Genomic DNA, 20,346 nt, shown 5'->3' on the forward strand with positions numbered 1-20,346 from the left:
GGAGAATGGCGGATGACCGGTGCCGAGACGGTGTCACCTGCGGGAAGGTGCCCGGCGCCGAGGGCGGCCCGCCGTTCACCGGCGGGCCGGGAAGCACTACTGATCGGGGGCGGTTGTGGAAGCGGTCTTCTTCGACATGGACGGGCTGCTGGTCGACAGCGAGCGGGTCTGGCTGGAGATCGAGACGGACGTGATGGCCCGCCTCGGCGCCCCGTGGACGCCCGCCCATCAGGCCCACCTGCTGGGCGGGTCGATGGAGCGCACGGTCGACTACATGCTGGCCGTGTCGGGGTCCGACGTGCCCGCCGAGACCGTACGGGAGTGGATGACCGGCGGGATGGTGCGGCGCCTGTCGGCGGGCGTCCACGTCATGCCCGGGGCCTCCGAACTGCTCGACGCGCTGCGGGCCGAGGACGTGCCGGTGGGTCTGGTCACCTCGTCGCTGAAGGAGATCGCGGACGCGGTGCTGAAGGCGGTGGGACGCGACCGGTTCGACGTGGTGGTCACGGCCGACGATGTCGTGCGCACCAAGCCGGACCCGGAGCCGTACCTGACGGCGGCGCGGCTGCTGGGAGTGCAGCCGGTGCGCTGCGTGGTCCTGGAGGACTCGCCCAACGGCGTCGCGGCCGCCACGGCGGCGGGCTGCGCGGTGGTGGCGGTCCCGAGCCTGCTGGCCATCGACCCGGCGCCCGGCCGGCTGGTGGTCCCGTCACTGGAGCTCCTCGGCGTCGCCGACCTGCGCGCCCTCATCACGGTCTGAACCCCGCCCCGCCCGCCCCACTCACGCCCGGCCCCACGTGGGTGGCGCTGCCCGCGTGGGTCGTGCTGCCCGCTTGTCGGTCGCGCTGCCCGCTCGTGGGTCGCGCCGCGCGCTCGCCGGTCGTGCCGTCCGTCCGTTGGCCGGCACCCCGTGCGCGCCGGTCGCAGGGCTGCGTGCGCCGCCCAAGCCGAGGGTGGGCCGCCGAAGGGCCCTGCACCGGCACGCCTGCTGCGCCGCCCGTCCGCCTGTCGCGCCGCCTCCGCATCGCGCGCAACTTCGCCGCCCTGCATAGCGCCGCACCGCGTCTGCCGCCGCAGCCTTCCACATCCGCGTCCGCCGCCGTGCCCCTCCACGTACGAGCCGGAGCGCGACGCCGTCCGTCGACACCGGAAGGGGCGGGGTGAAGGTGGCACGACTGCGCACGGACGGCGCTCTGAGCGCAGCACCGGGCAGCGGCCCCGAGCGCACCGGCTGCCCCAAATGCACCGCGGCCCCAATAGCACCGGCTGCCCCAAAGGCACCGGCGGGCGGCGGCCTCCAGCGCTGCCTCGGGCGGCAGCGCGGGGCGGCGGCCTCCAGCGCAGCCTCCGGCGGTTGTCTGCGGCCCCGAGCCCGCAGCGCGGGACGGCGGCCCCCCGCGCGGCCCCGGCGGTTGTCCGTGGCCCTCCGGCGCAGCCCCCGGCGGCTGTTCACGCGCCCTCCCACGGCCCGGCGAGGCCGCGACTCAAGGCCTGGTGGCGATCACGACCCCTAGGGGGCAAGTGGTCCTCGCGGAGGAGGGGCGGGTCGCGTTTCGCGTGCCAGGATGGAGACGTAGTCGATACGAGGGGCGGCGTGATGTACGAACAGATCGCTTGGTTGCCGCTGTGCGCGGGCGTGACCGCAGTGGGCCTGGTGCTCAGCTTCCTGGCCTTCAGGCGCAGGGGAGCGGCGGCGGGCATGCGGGTGGCGGCGTGGGCGTTGCTGCCGGTCGCCGCCTACCTGACGGGGGCGCTGCAGGCGCTGTGGAACATCGGCGCGACCGCCGTCGGCTTCGTCACCGGGCTCGTGCTCAACCCGCTGGTCTGGGCGGGCATCGCCGTGGCCGGGCTGTCCGCGGTGCTGTTCGTCGTGTCGGGCGTCATCCGGGGCAGGAAGCTCTCGACTGTACGGAAGAAGACCGCCGGCGAGGCTCCGGAAATTCCGCCTTCAGCGAACAAGACGCCCACCAAGCCGCAGCGGCCCGCCGTCGCCGCGCCGCAGAAACCGAAGGGCGACGACGACTTCTCCGACATCGAGGAGCTGCTCAAGCGTCGCGGCATCAGCTGAAAGCACGGCAAAACCCAGCTCTGTCACAGTTCCGAGACGCAACCGGGACGACTCGTAGACATTCTCCTCAAGATCGATACGAATGAGTTTCTGGTCAATCACAGTTGAGCCACATAGGGCACAGAGGGACTAGTCACAGCAGCTCAGGCCATAGATTCTGCCTCCTGGGGCCGCGACACGCGGTCCATGCAAGCATGGGCGCACTACCCTGACCGGGACCGCGCCGACACGGACGCCGTCGTCTGGAATCCAGGGGGCTTACTGGCATGACCGCACCGCTCGATATTCCGGGCTCGGAAGTCGAAGCCGGGCCGGAGACCGTTCTTGAGGGGGCGGGGTCTTCAGTCATCCGGGGCCGTTCCCTCGGGCAGATCGCCTGGATGCGCCTCAGGCGCGACCGCGTCGCGATGTTCGGCGGCATCGTCATCCTGCTGCTCATCCTCGTCGCGATCTTCGCCCCGCTGCTGGTGTCATGGTTCGGGCACCCGCCGGCGGAGTGGCACCGGGAGAAGCTCGACCCCTCCATCGGAGCGCCGCTGGGCACCTTCGGGGGCATCAGCAAGGACTTTCTGTTCGGCGTGGAGCCGGACTCGGGTCGCGACCTGTTCAGCCGCGTCCTGTACGGGGCCCGCATCTCGCTGCTGATCGCGTTCTTCGCGACCCTGCTCTGCGTCGTGCTCGGCACCGTGATGGGCATGATCGCCGGCTTCTTCGGCGGCTGGGTCGACACCGTCATCAGCCGCCTCATGGACATCTTCCTGGCCTTCCCGCTGCTGGTGTTCGCGCTGGCGCTGGCCGGCGTCATCCCCGACACGGCGTTCGGCCTGTCGGGTGACACGCTCAGGATCAGCCTGCTGGTGTTCATCATCGGGTTTTTCAACTGGCCCTATATAGGGCGTATTATCCGAGGTCAGACGCTGTCTCTCCGGGAACGGGAGTTCGTCGACGCGTCCAGGAGCCTGGGCGCGCGCAACCACACCATCCTGTTCAAGGAGATCCTGCCGAACCTCCTGGCGCCGATCCTCGTCTACTCGACGCTGCTGATCCCCTCGAACATCCTGTTCGAGGCCGCGCTGTCCTTCCTCGGCGTGGGCGTACGGCCGCCGACTCCCACGTGGGGAGGCATGCTGTCGGACGCCGTCCACAACTATCAGGTGGCGCCCAACTTCATGATCTTCCCCGGTCTCGCGATCTTCATCACCGTGCTGGCGTTCAACCTGCTCGGTGACGGCCTCAGGGACGCCTTCGATCCCAAGGCCCGATAGACCTCGTGAGTTTTCAGCAAGTTCTCAACTCCTAGATACAAGGGGTGTGTCAGGTCGATGAAGATAAGATCAAAGGCGTCGGCGGTGGCGATGACCGCCACTCTCGCCGTGGTCGTGTCCGCGTGTGGCGGCGGTGGCGGCAGCAAGAGCACCGGCGGCAGCGGCAGTGACGACAAGCCCGCCAGCCAGTACAACGCGGGCGTCACGCAGGTCGTCAACCCGTCGGACAAGACCGGCGGCACGCTCCACATGGGCATGCCCGGCGACTTCGACTCGGTCGACCCGGGTGACCAGTACTACGGCTACGCCTGGAACTTCTCCCGCTTCTACACGCGTGCGCTGACCATGTTCAAGCCGGTGCCGGGCGAGGAGGGCCTGCAGCTCGTCGGCGACCTGGCCGAGGACCTGGGCAAGCCCAGCGACGGCGGCAAGACGTGGACGTACAAGCTGCGCAAGGGCATCAAGTTCGAGGACGGCACCCCCGTCACCGCCAAGGACGTCAAGTACGCCGTGGCCCGCTCCCTGGACAAGGACATCCTGCCCAGCGGCCCGACCTACTTCAACGACTGGCTGGACCTGCAGGGCTACACCGGCCCGTACAAGATGAAGGACAAGCTCGACGACTTCAAGGCCGTCGAGACGCCTGACGACTACACCGTCGTCTTCCACCTGAAGAAGGCCTACGGCGGTTTCGACTACTTCGCCATGCTCCCGCAGACGGCCCCCGTGCCCGCTGCCAAGGACACCGGCTCGAAGTACAAGGAGCACCCGGTCTCGACCGGTCCCTACATGTTCAAGTCGCACGAGCTCACCAAGCGCATCGAGCTCGTGAAGAACCCCAACTGGGACCCGGCCACCGACCCCAACCGCAAGCAGCTCAACGACTCCATCGAGGTGCTGCTCGGCCAGAACGAGGACGACCTCGACCAGCGTCTGCTCTCCGGCAAGATCGACGTCAAGATCAACAGCACCGGTGTCGCGGCCAACGCCCGCAAGACGGTCCTGACCGACCCCAAGGTCAAGCAGTACGCCGACTCGGCCCCGATCGACCGGACCTGGTTCACCAACATCAACGGTGACGTCAAGCCGTTCGACAACATCCACTGCCGCAAGGCCGTGATGTACGCGGCCGACCGCTCCGCGCTCCAGGGCGCCTACGGCGGCCCCGACGCCGGCGGCGACATCGCGCTGAGCCTCATGCCGTCGAAGATGACCGGCTACCAGAAGATCGACCCGTACGGCGTCGAGGCCAACCCGACCGGCGACGTCGCCAAGGCCAAGGAGGAGCTGGCGGCCTGCGGCCAGCCCAACGGCTTCAGCACCACCATCTCCTACCGCAACGAGCGCGCCGCCGAGAAGCTGACCGCCGAGTCGCTGCAGCAGTCGCTCGGCCGCGTCGGCATCAAGCTGGAGATCAAGGGTTACCCGCAGGGCGACTACTTCAAGCTGTACGCCGGCAAGCCCGACTTCGCCAAGAAGAACAACCTCGGCCTCATGGTCTACGGCTGGGGCGCCGACTACCCCGAGGGCTTCGGCTTCTTCCAGCAGATCGTCGACAGCCGCGTCATCCGCGACGCCGGTAACACCAACCTGAGCGTGAAGGACCCCAAGATCGACGCGCTCATCGACCAGGCGGCCGCGGAGACCGACGCCACCAAGCGCAACGCCATCTGGGCCGCGGTCGACAAGGAGGTCATGGACTCCGCGTTCATCCTCCCGTACGTCTGGGCGCACGGCCTGTTCTACCGGCCGCCCACGCTGAAGAACGTCTTCGTCAGCCAGAACTGGGGCATGTACGAGTACCTCACGCTGGGCACTAAGTAGCAGGTCAGGCGGCCCCGCCGGACACGTACGTCGAAAGCAGGTGAAGGCTCCGGCGGCCGGGCTCACGAGGCCCGGCCGCCATGGCCGAGATCAGTGTTCACATACATTCTCAGACGGTTGATAGCGGCCGTCATGCTGCTCTTCGTGGTGAGCATCGCGACGTTCGCCATCTTCTTCCTCGTGCCTCGGCTCGCTGGGATGTCCGCTGACAACCTCGCCTCCCGGTACGTCGGCAAGGCCGCCAACGACCAGGTCATCCACGAGACCGCGATCCGGCTGGGCTTCTACGACCCGCTGGTCGTCCAGTACGGGCGGTTCGTGAAGGGCATCTTCGTCGGCGTGGAGCGCAACTACGGCCCCGGGGTCGAGCTGTGCCCGGCGCCCTGCCTCGGCTACTCGTACGTCACGCAGAACCCGGTCCTGCCCGACCTGCTCGACCGCATCCCGATCACCCTGTCGCTGGCGCTCGGCGCGGCCGTGGTGTGGGTGATCTTCGGCGTGGCCACCGGCGTGGTGTCCGCGCTGCGGCGCGGCAGCTTCTTCGACCGCCTCTCCATGGGCGTCGCCCTGGCCGGCGTCTCTCTGCCGATCTTCTTCACCGGCATCGTCTCGCTGGCCATCTTCCGCGACCAGCTCGGCCTCGTCGGCGATGTCGCCGACTGGGTCCCGTTCAGCGAGGACCCGCTCACCTGGGCCAGCAACCTGATGCTGCCCTGGATCACGCTCGCCTTCCTGTACGCCGCCGGCTACGCCCGGCTCACCAGGGCGGGCATGCTCGAGACCATGTCCGAGGACTACATACGCACGGCCAGAGCCAAGGGCCTGCCCGAGCGGGCCGTGGTGCTCAAACACGGGCTGAGAGCCACGCTCACCCCGGTGCTGACCATGTTCGGCCTGGACCTGGGCCTGCTGCTCGGCGGCGCCGTGCTGACCGAGAGCACGTTCTCGCTGCCCGGCATCGGCAAGTACGCCAGGGACGCCATCGAGCGCAACGACCTTCCCCAGGTGATGGGCGTCACCCTGGTCGCGGCCGCCTTCATCATCCTGGCCAACCTGATCGTCGACCTGCTCTACGCGGTCGTGGACCCGAGGGTGAGGCTGGCGTGAGCCCCTTTCTGCAGGTCAAGGACCTCAAGATCCACTTTCCGACCGACGACGGCCTGGTCAAGTCCGTCGACGGGCTGACGTTCGACCTCGAGCGCGGCAAGACGCTCGGCATCGTCGGCGAGTCCGGCTCCGGCAAGTCGGTGACCAGCCTCGGCATCCTCGGCCTGCACAAGGGCAAGGGCGCCAACATTTCCGGGGAGATCTGGCTCGACGGCGAGGAGCTCGTCGGCGCCTCCCAGGAGCACGTGCGCGGGCTGCGCGGCAAGAAGATGGCGATGATCTTCCAGGATCCGCTGTCGTCGATGCACCCCTTCTACACGGTCGGCGACCAGATCATCGAGGCGTACCGCATCCACAACAAGGTCACCAAGGCGGTGGCCAAGAAGCACGCCATCGACATGCTCGGCCGGGTCGGCATCCCCGAGCCGCAGCGCCGCGTCGACTCCTACCCGCACGAGTTCTCCGGCGGCATGCGCCAGCGCGCTATGATCGCCATGGCGCTGTCGTGCGACCCCGAGCTGCTCATCGCCGACGAGCCGACCACCGCGCTCGACGTGACCGTGCAGGCCCAGATCATCGACCTCATGGTCGACCTGCAGCGCGAGTTCAACTCCGCGCTGATCATCATCACCCACGACCTCGGCGTGGTGGCCGAGCTGTCCGATGACATCCTCGTCATGTACGGCGGCAAGTGCATCGAGTACGGCAGCGCCGACGACATCTTCTACCGTCCCGAGCACCCCTACACGTGGGGTCTACTGGGATCGATGCCCCGGCTCGACCGGGAGCCCACCGAGCGGCTGCTGCCGATCAAGGGCTCCCCGCCGTCCCTGATCAACGTGCCGCCGGGCTGCGCCTTCCATCCCCGCTGCCCGTACGCCGAGCGCACCGGGGGCAAGGCCAGGACCGAGGTGCCCGGCCTGCTCCAGACCGAGGGCGGCCACCTGGTGCGCTGCCACATGGACAGGACGGAGCGGCGGGAGCTGTGGGAGAACGAGATCAAGCCACTGCTGGAGACCCAGTGACCGAGCCGACGAAAGAGCCGCTGCTTTCCGTGCAGGGCATGGAGAAGCACTTCCCCGTCACCAAGGGCCTGCTCAAGCGCCAGGTCGGCGCCGTCAAGGCCGTCGACGGGATCAGCTTCGACGTGTTCAAGGGCGAGACGCTCGGCCTGGTGGGGGAGTCCGGCTGCGGCAAGTCCACCACTGGCCGCCTGGTCACCCGGCTCATCGAGCCCACCGCGGGCAAGGTGATCTTCGAGGGCCAGGACATCACGCACATGGGGCAGGGCAAGCTCAGGCCGCTCCGCCGCGACATGCAGATGATCTTCCAGGACCCGTACTCGTCGCTCAACCCCCGCCACACGGTCGGCACCATCGTCGGCGCGCCGTTCCGCATCCAGGGCGTGCAGACCGAGCACGGCATCAAGCGGGCAGTCCAGGACATCCTCGCCCTGGTCGGGCTCAACCCCGAGCACTACAACCGCTACCCGCACGAGTTCTCCGGCGGCCAGCGGCAGCGCATCGGCATCGCCCGCACGCTCGCGCTCAAGCCCAAGCTGATCATCGCCGACGAGCCGGTCTCCGCGCTCGACGTGTCCATCCAGGCCCAGGTCGTCAACCTGCTCGAGGACCTGCAGAACGAGCTGGACCTCACCTACGTCGTGATCGCCCACGACCTGTCGGTGGTGCGGCACATCAGCGACCGGGTGGCCGTCATGTACCTGGGCAAGATCGTCGAGATCGCCGACCGGAAGCAGCTCTACGCCTCGCCGATGCACCCGTACACGAACGCGCTGCTGTCGGCCGTGCCCGTGCCGGACCCGAAGGCCCGCAAGGAGCGCGAGCGCATCCGCCTGACGGGCGACGTGCCCAGCCCGCTCAACCCGCCGCCGGCGTGCCGCTTCCACACGCGGTGCTGGAAGGCGCAGGAGATCTGCAAGAAGATCGAGCCGCCGCTGGAGGAGCTGGCCGGCGGCCACCGCGTCGCCTGCCACTTCCCGGAGAACGCCCCGGCGACCGCCCCCGCCAAGGCCTCCTGACCTCGGCTCCAGGCCCACCCCGCGCCGTACGCGGTGTGGGCCTCGATCGGGCCGCGCGCAGGCCACTGAGCACCCCGTGCGGCGCCTGCGCCTGGGTCAGGAATAGGTGCCGGGGGTGATCAGCCCCGTCTCGTACGCCAGCACCACGGCCTGCACGCGATCCCGCAGCCCCAGCTTGGTCAGCACGTTCCCGACGTGCGTCTTGACGGTCGTCTCGCTCACCACGAGCTTGGCCGCGATCTCCGCGTTGGACATGCCCTTGGCGATCAGCCGCAGCACCTCCAGCTCCCGCTCGGTCAGCCGGTCGAGCCGCGCCGGAGCGGGCTGCTCGTATGCCGAGGGAAGCCGCGTGGCGAACCTGTCGAGCAGCCGCCGCGTCACACTCGGCGCGACGATCGCGTCCCCGGCCGCCACCACCCGGATCGCCTGCACCAGCTCGTCCGGCGGCACGTCCTTCAGCAGGAACCCGGAGGCCCCCGAGCGCAGCGCCTCCACGATGTACTCGTCCAGGTCGAACGTCGTCAGCACCAGCACCTTGGGCACATGCGCCGTGGGCGCCGCCTCCCGCACGATCCTGCGGGTCGCCTCGATGCCGTCGACCCCGGGCATGCGGATGTCCATGAGGACCACGTCGGGCAGCAGCGCGCGTGTCTGCTCCATCGCGTCCTTGCCGTCGCCGGCCTGGCCCACCACCGTGATGTCGGGCTCGGCCTCCAGAATCAGGCGAAATCCCGTACGCAGCAGCGGCTGGTCGTCCACCAGCAGCACTCTGATCGTCATTGGCCGTCCTTCAGCGGGAACCTCGCCCGCACCTCGAAACCGCCCCCCGGCAGCGGACCGATGCTGAGGATTCCACCATAGAGCTCCACCCGTTCGCGAATCCCCACCAGACCGTGCCCGGAGCGCGAGGACGGCCCGGCCACGCCCAGCCCGTCGTCCTCCACCCGTACGTCCAGCTCATGGGGGTCGTGGCGGACGGTCACCACGGCTTTCGCCCCCGGTCCGGCGTGCCGCAGGCTGTTCGTCAGACCCTCCTGGACCAGCCGGTAGGCGGCCAGATCGACGCCCGCGGGCAGCGGCGGCGCATCCCCCTCCACCAGCAGCCGCGTGGGCAGCCCGGCCTCGCGCATCTGCTCGGCCAGCGCGGGCAGGTCCCGCACCCCGGGCTGCGGGCCCAGCTCGGCCCGGGCGTCGGTACGCAGCACGCCGACGATGTTGCGCATCTCGGTCATCGCCATCCGGCCCGTGTGCTCGATCGCCGACAGCGCCTCTCGCGCCAGGTCGGGATCGGAGGCCAGCACCCGGCGCGCCGCCGCCGCCTGCACGGTCATCACGCTGACGTGGTGGGCGACCACGTCGTGCAGCTCGCGGGCGATCCGGGAGCGCTCCTCGGCCCTGGCTGCCCTCGTGTCGGCGTCGTGCGCCCGCTCCAGCCGTTCGGCCCGGTCCTTGAGCTCGTCCAGGTACGCCCGGCGCAGCCGCAGGCTCCGGCCCGCGCCCCACACCGCCACCAGCACCACGGCCACCACGAGATGCTCGCTCCAGCTCACCGCCCTGACCGGGCCCGCCAGCGCGCCGAGCGTGTACGCCGCCAGCGAGATCAGCAGCCCGCCCAGCGCGACCGCCAGCCCGCGACAGGACGCCACCGTGTAGAGCAGCACCAGCTCGGCCGGCCCCGACATGGCGGTGCCGTAGCCGAGCACGGCCAGCAACGTCTCCGGGACCAGCCCCGCGCACATGGCGGCCAGCGGCCACCGCCTGCGCACCGCCACGGGAACGCACGCCAGCACCAGCAGCACCCCGCCGAGCGGGTCCGGCGCACGCACGCCCTCGACCGGCAGGCCCTCCGCCGAGGGCCGCTCCGGGGCGTAGAGCACGAACAGCGCCACCGACGCCGCGGCCACCACTCCGGCGAGCACCGTGTCGTGGAACGTGGTCCGGTCTATGCGCACCGCTTCACTGTAGGGCCAGGTGAGAGCCCGTAACCTCCTCCCTCGGGAGGATTACCACCCGTACGGCCTCCACCCGCCGTCCGCGCTCGACTCACGTGACGGCACCCGCCTTCGCGGGGCGACTCGGCTCACGTGACGGCACCCGCCTTCGCGGGGCGACTCGGCTCACGTGACGGCACCCGCCTTCGCGGGGCGACTCGGCTCACGTGGCGGCGCCCGCCTTCGCGGGGCGACTGGGCGCACGTAACGACGTGCACCGGTGCGGGATGGGCTCGCAAGGACCGCCAGGGCATCAGCGGCCCGCTGCGCCGCCGCTGGGCGCCGTACGCGTTGCGCCGAGCCGCGCCGCACATCGTCCCGCCGTACCGGCGCTCACAAGGCGGACCGGAGGCGGGGACTTGTGCGCCCGTAAGGGGCGCCCGTAGGGGCGGGGGTCAGAGCTCGTCGGTGGCCGAGCGGCGGTGGCCGCGCACCGTGTCGCCGGGCTGCCGGTCGGGGACCGGGGGCGGGGTGCCGCCGAACTCCGGGCACAGCGCCTGGTGATCGCACCAGTCGCACAGCCGGCTCCGGCGCGCCCGCCACTCGCCCGACTCCAGCGCCCGCTCGATCGCCGCCCACAACGCCATCACCTTGCGCTCGGTGGCCAGCAGGTCGGCCTCGTCCGGCGCGTACCGCAGCACCTCGCCCTGCCCGCCCAGGTAGACCAGCTGCAGCAGCCGCGGCACCCGGCCGCGCAGCCGCCACAGCACCAGCGCGTAGAACTTCATCTGGAACAGCGCCTTGGCCTCGAAGTCGGGCCCCGGCGCGCTGCCCGTCTTGTAGTCGACCACCCGGACCTCGCCGGTCGGCGCCACGTCGAGCCGGTCGACGTAGCCCCGCAGCATCAGCCCCCCGTCGAGGACCGCCTCCACGTAGAGCTCGCGCTCGGCGGGCTCGAGCCGCGTCGGATCCTCCAGCGTGAAGTAGCGCTCCAGCATGCCGCGCGCCTGCGCCAGCCACTCCGCCTGCTCGGCCTCGTCGGCGAACATCTGCGCGTACTGCGGGTCCTCGCCCAGCAGCCGCTGCCACTGCGGCTCCAGCAGCTCCATCGCCGCCTGGACCGAGCGCCGCGGCGCCGGAAGGTCGTAGAGGCGCTCCAGGACCGCGTGCACCACCGTGCCGCGCACGGCCGCCGGCGACGGCTTCTCGGGGAGCTGATCGATCACCCGGAAGCGGTAGAGCAGCGGACATGTCATGAAGTCGCCCGCCCGGGACGGGGAGAGAGCTCCGATGATCACCGGTTCGGTCAACGTCATGCACCGCACTCTAGGTCAAGACCACGACAGAATGGCTTCCGCGGAACGATGATCGCTCCCTCAGGCGCGTAGCATCAAGGCAGCAACAGCACGTAATGGACGCTCGAGGAGTGCGGTGAGCGAGCAGAGCCCCCAGCAGGAATTCTCCGGTCTTCGGATGGGGAAGCCGTTCGGCATTCCGGTGTACGTCTCGTGGTCGTGGTTCATCGTCGCGGTGTTCATCACCTGGCGCTTCGGCCCGGTCTTCCAAGAGAGGCTGCCTGACCTCGACAACGTGGCCGCGTACGCGGTGGCGCTGGCGTTCGCGGTGCTCCTGTACGTGTCGGTGCTGCTGCACGAGCTGGCCCACAGCGTGCTCGCCAAGGGGTACGGCCTCCCGGTGCGCAGGATCACCCTGTACCTGCTCGGCGGCGTGTCGGAGATCGAGAAGGAGCCGCCCACGCCGGGCAAGGAGTTCATGGTCGCCGCCGCGGGGCCGGTGCTCTCGCTCGGCCTCGGCGGGCTCGGCCTGGCCGCCGACGTCTACGTGATCAACAGCGGCGGCATCGCCGAGGTGCTCATCTGGCAGCTGTGGGTCTCCAACCTCATCGTCGGCGTCTTCAACCTGCTGCCCGGGCTGCCGCTCGACGGCGGCAGGATGCTGCGGGCCGGGGTGTGGAAGCTCACCAAGAGCCCCGGTTCCGGCACCGTCGTGGCCGCCTGGGGCGGGCGGGTGCTGGCCGTGGCGCTCGTCGTGTACTCGATCACCACGACGCTGGGAGCCGGTCAGGAGCTCGGTCTCGGTCTGATCTGGCCTTTCGTGCTGGCCGCCTTCATCTGGCTCGGCGCCTCCCAGTCGCTGCGCGTGGCCAAGATCCGGGCGAGGATCCCGCGGGTCAACGCGCGCGCCCTGGCCCGCAGGGCGATCCCGGTGACCGCCGAGACGCCGCTGTCCGAGGCGCTGCGGCAGGCCACCGAGCGCGGGGCCGGCGCCATCGTCGTGATCGGCCACGAGGGCGAGCCCCTCGCCATCGTCCACGAGGCCGCCGTACAGGCCACCCCCGAGCACCGCCGCCCCTGGGTGAACGTCGGCTCCGTCGCCAAGTCCCTGGAGCCCGCCATGGTGCTCCGGGCCGACCTGGCCGGCGAGCCGCTCATCGACGCCATGCGGGAGGCCCCGGGCAGCGAGTACCTGCTCGTGGAGAGCGGCGGCGAGATCTACGGCGTGCTCTCCACGGCGGATGTGAACCGGGTGTTCACAGGCGTCTGATTTGTCCCACTCGTTTAAGCGGCGACCCCGGGCTAGGGTCGTGTCCAGCAGTTTCGGGTGGCCTGGAGCCGACTCCGGCGATTTCTGCGATGCGACGACTGGCCGATAGTGTTCTGTTTGGCCAAACTTGCACAGTTGAGGGGTTTGTTGCGGCCCACCCTGTTCACCGAATGGAGACCAGGAGGCCGGGACGCGGCCTCTTCGTCTGGGTATGCGTATGGCTGGGGGCCAGCACGGCAGTGCAGGTGCCGTAACATCGCCGGCTTCCGGGGAGGAGAGATGAGTGACCGAGCGCAGCGAGGGCACCTATGAGCAGCGCAGCGCGGTCGTCATGAGGGAGGACGCATGACCGACCAAGGCTTCGGAGTGGTGCGCCCGCTTCCTGGGGACGGGCTGGTCGCCTACGTGGGCGGGCTGCTGCTGGTCTGCGACGCCGGCGAGTCCATCGCCGACGACCTGCTCGACGCGCTGCGCGAGACGGCCGCGTCCGGCGGCGACGGCAGGGCGCTGGCCCGTCGGGCCGCGCAGGTGCTGGCGGCCAACATGGCGGGCGACCCGGCGACATGCGCGGTCGCAGGCCCTGTGGGCGGGGGAGTGGCCGTCCTGGTCAGCGGCTCCGCCGCGGCCAACATCGCCACCCTCGGCGGCGACACGCGGCTGGCCGGCAGCGACTCGCTCACCTGGGCCGACCGGCTCGTCTCCGGCCCGGTCGAACGGGTCGAGCTGAGCCTGCCCGGCGCGGGCAACCCGCACCCCGCGGTCCGCCTCGAAGGCGGCGTGGTGCACGGCGGCGGCCTCATCGGCGACTTCGCCGACCAGCCCTCAGCGCCCGCCCCGTCCAGGCCACTGACCAGCGAGATGCCCGCCACGGCCATCCACATCGAGGCCGACCTGGTCCAGCCGCCCGCGCCGGTGGAACGGCCTCCCTACCCGCTGGCCGACCAGCCGCCGGTCATGCAGGGGGCCCCGTCGGGCCCGCAGCCCGCACCCGTGGAGCAGCCGTCGTCCTTCGGCGCGCCGCAGGACCATCCGCCGTTCGGCGCGCCGCAGGATCAGCCCCCGTTCGGCGCTCCGCAGGACCATCCGCCGTTCGGAGCCCCGCAGGACCAGCCGCCGTTCGGTCCGCCGCAGGACCAGCCCCCGCCCTTCTTCCCGCCGCCGCAGGATCAGCCGCCGTCCCTGCCGGAGCAGCAGTTCCCGTCGTACGACGAGCCGCCGCCCTCCGGCAACGGCCTCCCCGACCAGCCGATTCCGCAGCCCATGGGCGCGCCCGACCACTTCGACCAGGCCGCGCCGCCCGTCCTCGGCACCCCCGACCACTTCGACCAGCCGGGCCAGCCGCCCCAGGAGCAGCAGGAGCACGGCGACCGCCCCCTGGTCTACGGCGTCGACTGCAAGAACGACCACTTCAACGACCCCCGCTCGCCCTACTGCGCCGTCTGCGGCATCGCGCTGGTCCAGCGCACCCTCGTCCCCTACAAGGGGCCGCGCCCGTCGCTCGGCGTCCTCATCCTCGACGACGGCACCGCGCTGCCGCTGGAGAGCGACTACCTGCTGGGCCGCGACCCGGAGCGGGCGCCCGAGGTGGCCGGCGGCAGCGCCAGGCCCGCCAAGGTCACGAGCCCGGACGGCTCCGTCTCGCGCCGCCACCTGCGGGTGGCGCTGGACGGGTGGGACGTCAACCTGGTCGACCTGGGCTCGGTCAACGGCACCCAGATCCAGCCGCCGGGTGACCCCAATTTCTACGACATCCCGCCGAACGAACCGGTCACCATCGCCCCCGGGACGACGGTCCGGGTCGGCGTCTCCCGCACCCTCCGCTTCGAGGCGCACCGGGGGTAAGCCCTCTCACGAACGCCCGCGTCCCGAGCCCGGGGCGCGGGCGTTTCGCATGCGTACGGCGATGCCACCCGCCTGCTGCCGGGCTCGTGCCGCCCGCCTGCTGCGCTCGTGCCGCCCGCGCTGCCCGGGTGCTGCGCTCGTGCTGCCCGGGTGCTGCGCTCGTGCTGCCCGGGTGCTGCGCTCGTGCTGCCCGCGTGCCGCGTCGTGCCGCCCGCGCCGCGTCGTGCCGGGCTCGTGCGCTCAGGATCTCGCGGCCGCAGTCCAGCCCGCGCCAGCTGCAGCGCAGCCCCGCCCAGCCGGCACCCAGCCGTCGCGCAGCCCGCCTCCCGCCGGGTCATGGGATCGGGTCCTGCACCCGTCCGGCGTTCTCCGCGGCCCCGCGAAACGGAACCTCGATGAACGCCGTGGCGTGGAAGTCGATCACGGCCGATGTGGGCGTGGGCTGACGGCGCGCCGCCTCAGGCGCCCGCGCGGAGGGCCAGAGCGCCTGCAGGCCCGCCCCGCGCCGAGCCGATCGGGCACGGTCAGGTCAGGACCAGAGCCGGCGGCCTTGTGAGCGTGACAGCGCGGTTGGCGGGGCCGGAAGCTTCGTACCGTACGCGGCGTCAAAGCGGCACACACCGCCTTGAGCGGGCGGCTATGGGGGCCGGAAGGCTTATCGCCGTGCGCCGTGCGCCGTGTCAAAGCGGCACACGCCGCCCAAACGGGGGCTATCGGGGGCGGAAGGCTCGTACGCCGCGCAGCAGCCGCACAGCCGCCTCCAGCCCGCTCGCCGCCTCCAGCGCCCGCCCCGCGGCCGTGGCGAAGCGGCTCAGCAGGTGCTCGTCCGCGTCCTCGAACGCCCGCCCCGCGACCCACACGAACGTGTGGTCGCGCGTCGCCAGCGGTACGGGAGCGGCGAGGAAACCCGGCTCGCCCACGGTCACGTCGTGCGCCAGCCGCACGGTCGCCGGCGACGTCGCGAGCTCCTTCAGCACCCCCGACTCGGCCAGCCAGCGGCGCACGCGCAGCGGATCGCCCGGAGGCCCGTACAGGTGGATCGGCTCCGTCTCCAGCCGGAGCGCGTCCACGCGCACGAACCCCGCGTAGGCCGAGCCCGTGACGGCGGCGGCGCCTCTCGCCAGCCGATCAACGAGGTTCGCGGCCTCCAGACAGGAGAACGAGGCGATGAGTTCACGCATGGCGACATCGACACGGTTGTATGGCATCGCGGTGGTCCCTCCGGGGAGGGGGAGTGGGATCGCGCGGCCCGATCGCGCGACCTCAAGGGCGGGTGCCCTGACTATCGCCCCCGACGCGCCCCTTGACTAGCCCTCAACCGGAAATCCGGATTTTTTACCCCGAACGTCCCCAGGTTGCGCCGCGGCCACCGTATCCCCACGACCCTGTCACGAGGGTCCTGTCACGACGGCCGCAGACGCGACCACGCCACGTCGTCCGCCCGCGTCCCGTCCGCCCTGACGAACAGCTCCCGATGCACGCCCTCCCTGCTGAACCCGGAACGCTCCAGAACCCGGTGCGAGGCCGCGTTCTCCGTGTCGGTGCCGGCCACGATCCGGTGCAGGGCCGTGTTCGCGAACGCCCAGTCCACCAGCATCGTGACCGCCCGCGACATGAACCCCTTCCCCCGGTACTCGGGCACCAGGGAGTAGCCCACCATGGCCTGCCCCAGCACATGCACGACCTGCGTCAGCTGCACGTGCCCCGCGAACGCCCCCGAGGCCGCGTCCCTGACCGCCAGCTCGATCCGCTGCCCCGAGGCCCACCAGTAGCCGGTGTAGCGGCAGCGGCGCTCGTCGTCCTCCAGCGTGCTCGGCGGCCCGACGTGGTACCGCGCCACGCTCGGGTCGGCCAGCATCCGGTGGTAGTCGGCCGCGTCCTCCACGGCGATCGGCGCCAGCCGCACCACCCCGTCGCTCAGCTCCCCGCCCTCGAAGAACGGCAGGTACGGCTCCGCCGCCGGGACCGCGTCCCCCGCGAGGCGGGCGAACCACACCACGTCGGCGTACCGGCCGTCGCGCAGCCGCCGGCCGTCCCGCCTCAGCCCCTCCTCATGGAAGCCCGTCTTGTACGCCACCCGCAGGCTGGCCACGTTCTCCACCTCGGCCCGCAGCTCGACCCGGTGCACCCCCTGGTCGAACAGCCAGTCCGTCACCGCGCGCACCGCCGTCCCCGCGACGTTCTTGCCGCGCGCCCACGGCGCCACGAGGTAGCCGATCTCCATCGCGCCGTCCCGGTCGGGCGGCCGGACCCCGATCGAGCCGACGAACCGGTCGTTCTCGGTGATCGCGTACACCGCGCCGCCGCCCTCCCACGTCGCCGGTACATCCCGTACGTAGGCGAGGGCGTCCTCCATCCGGTACGGCGACGGCATCATCGGCAGGAACCTGGCCGTCGCCGGATCGTCGCACGCCTTGACGATCGCCTCCGCGTCCTCCTCCGTGGGAGGCCGCAGAATGAGGGGGCCGGTCGAGATCACGTCGCGCGAGAGCATCCCCCATAGATACCGTGCGTCCGGAGCCGCCCGAAAGCCCTATAACCTTGCGACCATGGGTTTCCGCAGGCATGGGCCTTTCCGGGCGGGGGATCAGGTGCAGCTCACCGACCCCAAGAACAAGCGCCACACGATCACGCTCAAAGAGGACGGCGTCTTCCACACCCACAAGGGCGCCATCCCGCACAGCGACCTGATCGGGCAGCCTGAAGGCTCCGTCGTGCGCTCCTCGGGGGGCACCCAATACCTCGCCTTCCGCCACCTGCTGCAGGACTACACGCTCGCCATGCCGCGCGGCGCGGCCGTCATCTATCCCAAGGACGCCTCGATGATCGTCGGCATGGCCGACATCTTCCCGGGCGCGCGGGTGATCGAGGCCGGGGTCGGCTCCGGCGCGCTGACGTGCTTCCTGCTGCGCGCCGTCGGCCCCGACGGGCACGTCACCTCGTACGAACGGCGCCAGGAGTTCGCGGACGTGGCGCGCAAGAACGTCGAGAAGTTCTACGGCGACCCCATGGACGCCAACTGGCGCCTGGTCGTCGGCGACCTCGTGGCCTCCATCGACGAGGTCGACGTGGACCGCGTGATCCTCGACATGCTCGCCCCCTGGGAGTGCGTCGACGCCGCCGCCAAGGCGCTCACGCCCGGCGGCGTGATCTGCTGTTATGTCGCCACGACCACGCAGATGTCCAAGACGGTGGAGACGATTCGCGATCACGGGTGTTTCACCGAGCCGCATGCGTGGGAGACCCTGGTTCGCGACTGGCACGTCGAAGGACTCGCGGTCAGACCGGATCATCGGATGATCGGCCACACGGGCTTCCTCGTCTCCGCCCGCCGCATGGCGGACGGAGTGACGCCCCCGCCGAGACGCCGTCGACCGAAGGGGACCACCGAAGAACTATGACAATTTGGCCACGAGGGTGCGTTGGTGCGTGACACGGGAACAGATTCCCGTGTGCATGTGCTGGGAGTATTAAACGCACGATTGAGGATTAATCACCGAATACTGAATGTCACTCTACGAACACTGCCCGGCCAGGTTACGGAGGGGCCCGAGATAGGTAAGGTCCTTAGTAGTCGCCCTCGACTGGGAAGGAGGTGACGGGGCGTGGCAGCTCGCGATGATGCTGAGGCTCGAGCCGCGCAGCGCGAACGGGAGGTCGCTGATCTTTCAACACAGGTCTCCTTCCTCCAGGAGGAGATCACCGCGCTGAGGCGGAAGCTGGCCGAGTCACCCCGTCAGGCCAGGGTCCTCGAAGAGCGTCTCCATGAGGCACAGGCGAATCTCGCGGCCGTGACCGGCCAGAACGAGCGCCTGGTGGCCACACTCAAGGAGGCCAGGGACCAAATCGTAGCTCTCAAGGAGGAGGTCGACCGGCTGGCGCAGCCGCCATCCGGCTTCGGCACCTTCCTCGAGGCCAGAGAAGACGGCACCATCGAGGTGTTCACCGGCGGCCGCAAGCTCCGCGTGAACGTCAGCCCTGCCGTCGACGTCGACTCGCTGCGGCGTGGCCAGGAGGTCATGCTCAACGAGGCACTCAACGTGGTCGAGGCCCTCGGCTACGAAGAGGTCGGCGAGATCGTGATGCTCAAAGAACTGCTCGACGAGGGCAAGCGGGCCCTGGTCATCTCGCACGCCGACGAAGAGCGCGTCGTGCGACTGGCCGAGTCGCTGGTCGGCCAGCCCATCAGGGCCGGCGACTCGCTCCTGCTCGAGCCCCGCTCCGGCTACGTCTACGAGCGCATACCCAAGTCCGAAGTCGAAGAGCTCGTGCTGGAGGAGGTCCCCGACATCTCCTACGAGGAGATCGGCGGCCTCAGCAGGCAGATCGAGCAGATCAGGGACGCCATCGAGCTGCCCTACCTGCACGCCGACCTGTTCCGCGAGCACAAGCTCCGGCCCCCCAAGGGCGTGCTGCTGTACGGCCCGCCCGGCTGCGGCAAGACGCTCATCGCCAAGGCCGTCGCCAACTCCCTGGCCAAGCAGGTCGCGGAGAAGACCGGCCAGTCAGGCAAGAGCTTCTTCCTCAACATCAAGGGCCCCGAGCTGCTCAACAAGTACGTCGGCGAGACCGAGCGGCACATCCGCCTGGTCTTCCAGCGGGCCCGTGAGAAGGCCTCAGAGGGCACCCCGGTGATCGTGTTCTTCGACGAGATGGACTCGATCTTCCGCACCCGAGGCTCCGGCGTGTCCTCCGACGTGGAGAACACCATCGTCCCTCAGCTGCTGTCGGAGATCGACGGCGTCGAGGGCCTGGAGAACGTCATCGTCATCGGCGCCTCCAACCGCGAAGACATGATCGACCCGGCGATCCTGCGGCCCGGCCGCCTGGACGTCAAGATCAAGATCGAGCGGCCGGACGCCGAGGCGGCCAAGGACATCTTCTCCAAGTACCTCATCGCCGACCTCCCGCTGCACCCGGACGACCTGGCGGAGCACTCCGGCTCCCGCGACTCCACCATCCAGGGCATGATCCAGAGCGTCGTCGAGCGCATGTACACCGAGAGCGAGGAGAACCGCTTCCTCGAGGTGACCTACGCCAACGGCGACAAGGAAGTCCTCTACTTCAAGGACTTCAACTCCGGCGCGATGATCCAGAACATCGTCGACCGGGGCAAGAAGATGGCCATCAAGCAGTTCCTCGAAACCGGCCAGAAGGGCCTGCGGGTGCAGCACCTGCTCACGGCCTGCGTGGACGAGTTCTCCGAGAACGAGGACCTGCCCAACACCACCAACCCCGACGACTGGGCCCGCATCTCCGGCAAGAAGGGCGAGCGGATCGTCTACATCCGCACGCTCGTCTCCGGCAAGCAGGGCACCGAAGCCGGCCGGTCCATCGACACCGTCGCCAACACCGGCCAGTACCTGTAACACCGCCCAACGGGAGGGCCTGCCACGGCCCTCCCGTTCGCGTGTCCGCATCCCCGCCACCCTCGACGAGGTCTGGCACGCTCAGGCAGCCGGAAGCGACCGCGCCCGCACACCACCGGACCCGCGCCCGGACACCACCGGACCCGCGCCCGGACACCACCGGACCCGCGCCGCCCTCAGTGGCCGTCGCAGGCTTCTGAAAGCCGCACAGGGCGCGCCGAAATCACCCAGAGCCCCCACGACTCCTCAGGCGCGACCGAGGCTCACAGTGGGCCCTGGAGCCCCGCCGTACGTGACCGCGTGATCGTGCAGGCAGAGCTGTTACTCCTGAGGT

16 protein-coding genes are annotated in these 20,346 nt (G+C 70.2%); 11 read left to right on the forward strand and 5 right to left on the reverse strand.

Features of this window, described 5'->3' with window-relative positions; all coding sequences use genetic code 11:
* The first annotated feature begins 115 nt into the window (after positions 1-115).
* From AB0H84_RS33060 to AB0H84_RS33090, 7 genes are all read left to right on the forward strand, one after another.
* Positions 116-760, forward strand: a complete 645-nt coding sequence (locus AB0H84_RS33060; RefSeq protein ID WP_357612989.1) for an HAD family phosphatase — start codon at positions 116-118, stop codon at positions 758-760.
* An 837-nt stretch (positions 761-1,597) separates the two neighbouring features.
* Positions 1,598-2,068 carry a cellulose synthase gene (locus tag AB0H84_RS33065; RefSeq protein ID WP_357612991.1) on the forward strand — a complete coding sequence of 157 codons (471 nt, stop codon included), beginning with the start codon at positions 1,598-1,600 and terminating at the stop codon, positions 2,066-2,068.
* A 266-nt stretch (positions 2,069-2,334) separates the two neighbouring features.
* Complete coding sequence (locus tag AB0H84_RS33070) at positions 2,335-3,333, forward strand: ABC transporter permease (RefSeq protein WP_357612993.1); 999 nt, start codon at positions 2,335-2,337, stop codon at positions 3,331-3,333.
* A 57-nt stretch (positions 3,334-3,390) separates the two neighbouring features.
* Positions 3,391-5,157 (forward strand): ABC transporter substrate-binding protein, encoded by a 1,767-nt coding sequence (locus AB0H84_RS33075; RefSeq protein ID WP_357612997.1) that lies wholly within the window; start codon positions 3,391-3,393, stop codon positions 5,155-5,157.
* Positions 5,158-5,250: 93 nt separating this feature from the next.
* Positions 5,251-6,264, forward strand: a complete 1,014-nt coding sequence (locus tag AB0H84_RS33080; protein ID WP_357613000.1) for an ABC transporter permease — start codon at positions 5,251-5,253, stop codon at positions 6,262-6,264.
* Complete coding sequence (locus AB0H84_RS33085) at positions 6,261-7,289, forward strand: ABC transporter ATP-binding protein (RefSeq protein ID WP_357613003.1); 1,029 nt, start codon at positions 6,261-6,263, stop codon at positions 7,287-7,289. The genes AB0H84_RS33080 and AB0H84_RS33085 overlap by 4 nt, the downstream gene beginning before the upstream one ends.
* Entirely contained in the window at positions 7,286-8,305 is a 1,020-nt protein-coding gene (locus AB0H84_RS33090; protein WP_357613006.1) for a dipeptide ABC transporter ATP-binding protein, read from the forward strand. The genes AB0H84_RS33085 and AB0H84_RS33090 overlap by 4 nt, the downstream gene beginning before the upstream one ends.
* A 96-nt stretch (positions 8,306-8,401) precedes the next feature.
* Here the strand turns inward: AB0H84_RS33090 and AB0H84_RS33095 are convergent, their stop codons facing one another.
* From AB0H84_RS33095 to AB0H84_RS33105, 3 genes are all read right to left on the reverse strand, one after another.
* Positions 8,402-9,085, reverse strand: a complete 684-nt coding sequence (locus AB0H84_RS33095) for a response regulator transcription factor (protein ID WP_344995576.1) — start codon at positions 9,083-9,085, stop codon at positions 8,402-8,404.
* The gene (locus tag AB0H84_RS33100) at positions 9,082-10,257 is read right to left on the reverse strand and encodes a sensor histidine kinase (RefSeq protein WP_357613009.1); all 1,176 of its coding nucleotides are present in this window, start codon (positions 10,255-10,257) and stop codon (positions 9,082-9,084) included. Before AB0H84_RS33100 ends, AB0H84_RS33095 begins: the two co-directional genes overlap by 4 nt.
* Positions 10,258-10,691: 434 nt before the next feature.
* Positions 10,692-11,552 carry a RecB family exonuclease gene (locus AB0H84_RS33105; RefSeq protein WP_357613012.1) on the reverse strand — a complete coding sequence of 287 codons (861 nt, stop codon included), beginning with the start codon at positions 11,550-11,552 and terminating at the stop codon, positions 10,692-10,694.
* Between the two features lie 115 nt (positions 11,553-11,667).
* Between AB0H84_RS33105 and AB0H84_RS33110 the strand changes: the two genes are divergently transcribed.
* Both AB0H84_RS33110 and AB0H84_RS33115 read left to right on the forward strand, forming a co-directional pair.
* Positions 11,668-12,801 carry a site-2 protease family protein gene (locus AB0H84_RS33110; RefSeq protein ID WP_357613015.1) on the forward strand — a complete coding sequence of 378 codons (1,134 nt, stop codon included), beginning with the start codon at positions 11,668-11,670 and terminating at the stop codon, positions 12,799-12,801.
* A 345-nt stretch (positions 12,802-13,146) separates the two neighbouring features.
* A complete protein-coding gene (locus tag AB0H84_RS33115) occupies positions 13,147-14,643 on the forward strand; it encodes an FHA domain-containing protein (RefSeq protein ID WP_357613018.1) in 1,497 nt (498 codons plus the stop codon).
* Between the two features lie 710 nt (positions 14,644-15,353).
* Here AB0H84_RS33115 and AB0H84_RS33120 read toward each other — a convergent pair.
* Both AB0H84_RS33120 and AB0H84_RS33125 read right to left on the reverse strand, forming a co-directional pair.
* Complete coding sequence (locus AB0H84_RS33120; protein ID WP_357613021.1) at positions 15,354-15,851, reverse strand: hypothetical protein; 498 nt, start codon at positions 15,849-15,851, stop codon at positions 15,354-15,356.
* 194 nt (positions 15,852-16,045) lie between these two features.
* Complete coding sequence (locus tag AB0H84_RS33125) at positions 16,046-17,137, reverse strand: GNAT family N-acetyltransferase (protein ID WP_357613023.1); 1,092 nt, start codon at positions 17,135-17,137, stop codon at positions 16,046-16,048.
* A 55-nt stretch (positions 17,138-17,192) separates the two neighbouring features.
* Between AB0H84_RS33125 and AB0H84_RS33130 the strand changes: the two genes are divergently transcribed.
* Entirely contained in the window at positions 17,193-18,044 is an 852-nt protein-coding gene (locus AB0H84_RS33130; RefSeq protein WP_357613026.1) for a tRNA (adenine-N1)-methyltransferase, read from the forward strand.
* Between the two features lie 204 nt (positions 18,045-18,248).
* On the forward strand, positions 18,249-20,012 hold the full coding sequence (gene arc / locus AB0H84_RS33135; protein ID WP_357613029.1) for a proteasome ATPase: 1,764 nt from the start codon (positions 18,249-18,251) through the stop codon (positions 20,010-20,012).
* Positions 20,013-20,346: the final 334 nt, after the last annotated feature.

Source organism: Nonomuraea sp. NPDC050786 (assembly GCF_040654115.1).
Classification (GTDB): domain Bacteria; phylum Actinomycetota; class Actinomycetes; order Streptosporangiales; family Streptosporangiaceae; genus Nonomuraea.

Excerpts from the sequence above, each read along its gene's own strand:
- AB0H84_RS33065 (WP_357612991.1), top strand. The coding sequence starts at position 1,598 with ATGTACGAACAGATCGCTTGGTTGCCGCTGTGCGCGGGCGTGACCGCA.
- AB0H84_RS33070 (WP_357612993.1), top strand. The coding sequence starts at position 2,335 with ATGACCGCACCGCTCGATATTCCGGGCTCGGAAGTCGAAGCCGGGCCG.
- AB0H84_RS33075 (WP_357612997.1), top strand. The coding sequence starts at position 3,391 with ATGAAGATAAGATCAAAGGCGTCGGCGGTGGCGATGACCGCCACTCTC.
- AB0H84_RS33095 (WP_344995576.1), bottom strand. The coding sequence starts at position 9,085 with ATGACGATCAGAGTGCTGCTGGTGGACGACCAGCCGCTGCTGCGTACG.
- AB0H84_RS33105 (WP_357613012.1), bottom strand. The coding sequence starts at position 11,552 with ATGACGTTGACCGAACCGGTGATCATCGGAGCTCTCTCCCCGTCCCGG.
- AB0H84_RS33115 (WP_357613018.1), top strand. The coding sequence starts at position 13,147 with ATGACCGACCAAGGCTTCGGAGTGGTGCGCCCGCTTCCTGGGGACGGG.
- AB0H84_RS33120 (WP_357613021.1), bottom strand. The coding sequence starts at position 15,851 with ATGCCATACAACCGTGTCGATGTCGCCATGCGTGAACTCATCGCCTCG.
- AB0H84_RS33125 (WP_357613023.1), bottom strand. The coding sequence starts at position 17,137 with ATGCTCTCGCGCGACGTGATCTCGACCGGCCCCCTCATTCTGCGGCCT.
- AB0H84_RS33130 (WP_357613026.1), top strand. The coding sequence starts at position 17,193 with ATGGGTTTCCGCAGGCATGGGCCTTTCCGGGCGGGGGATCAGGTGCAG.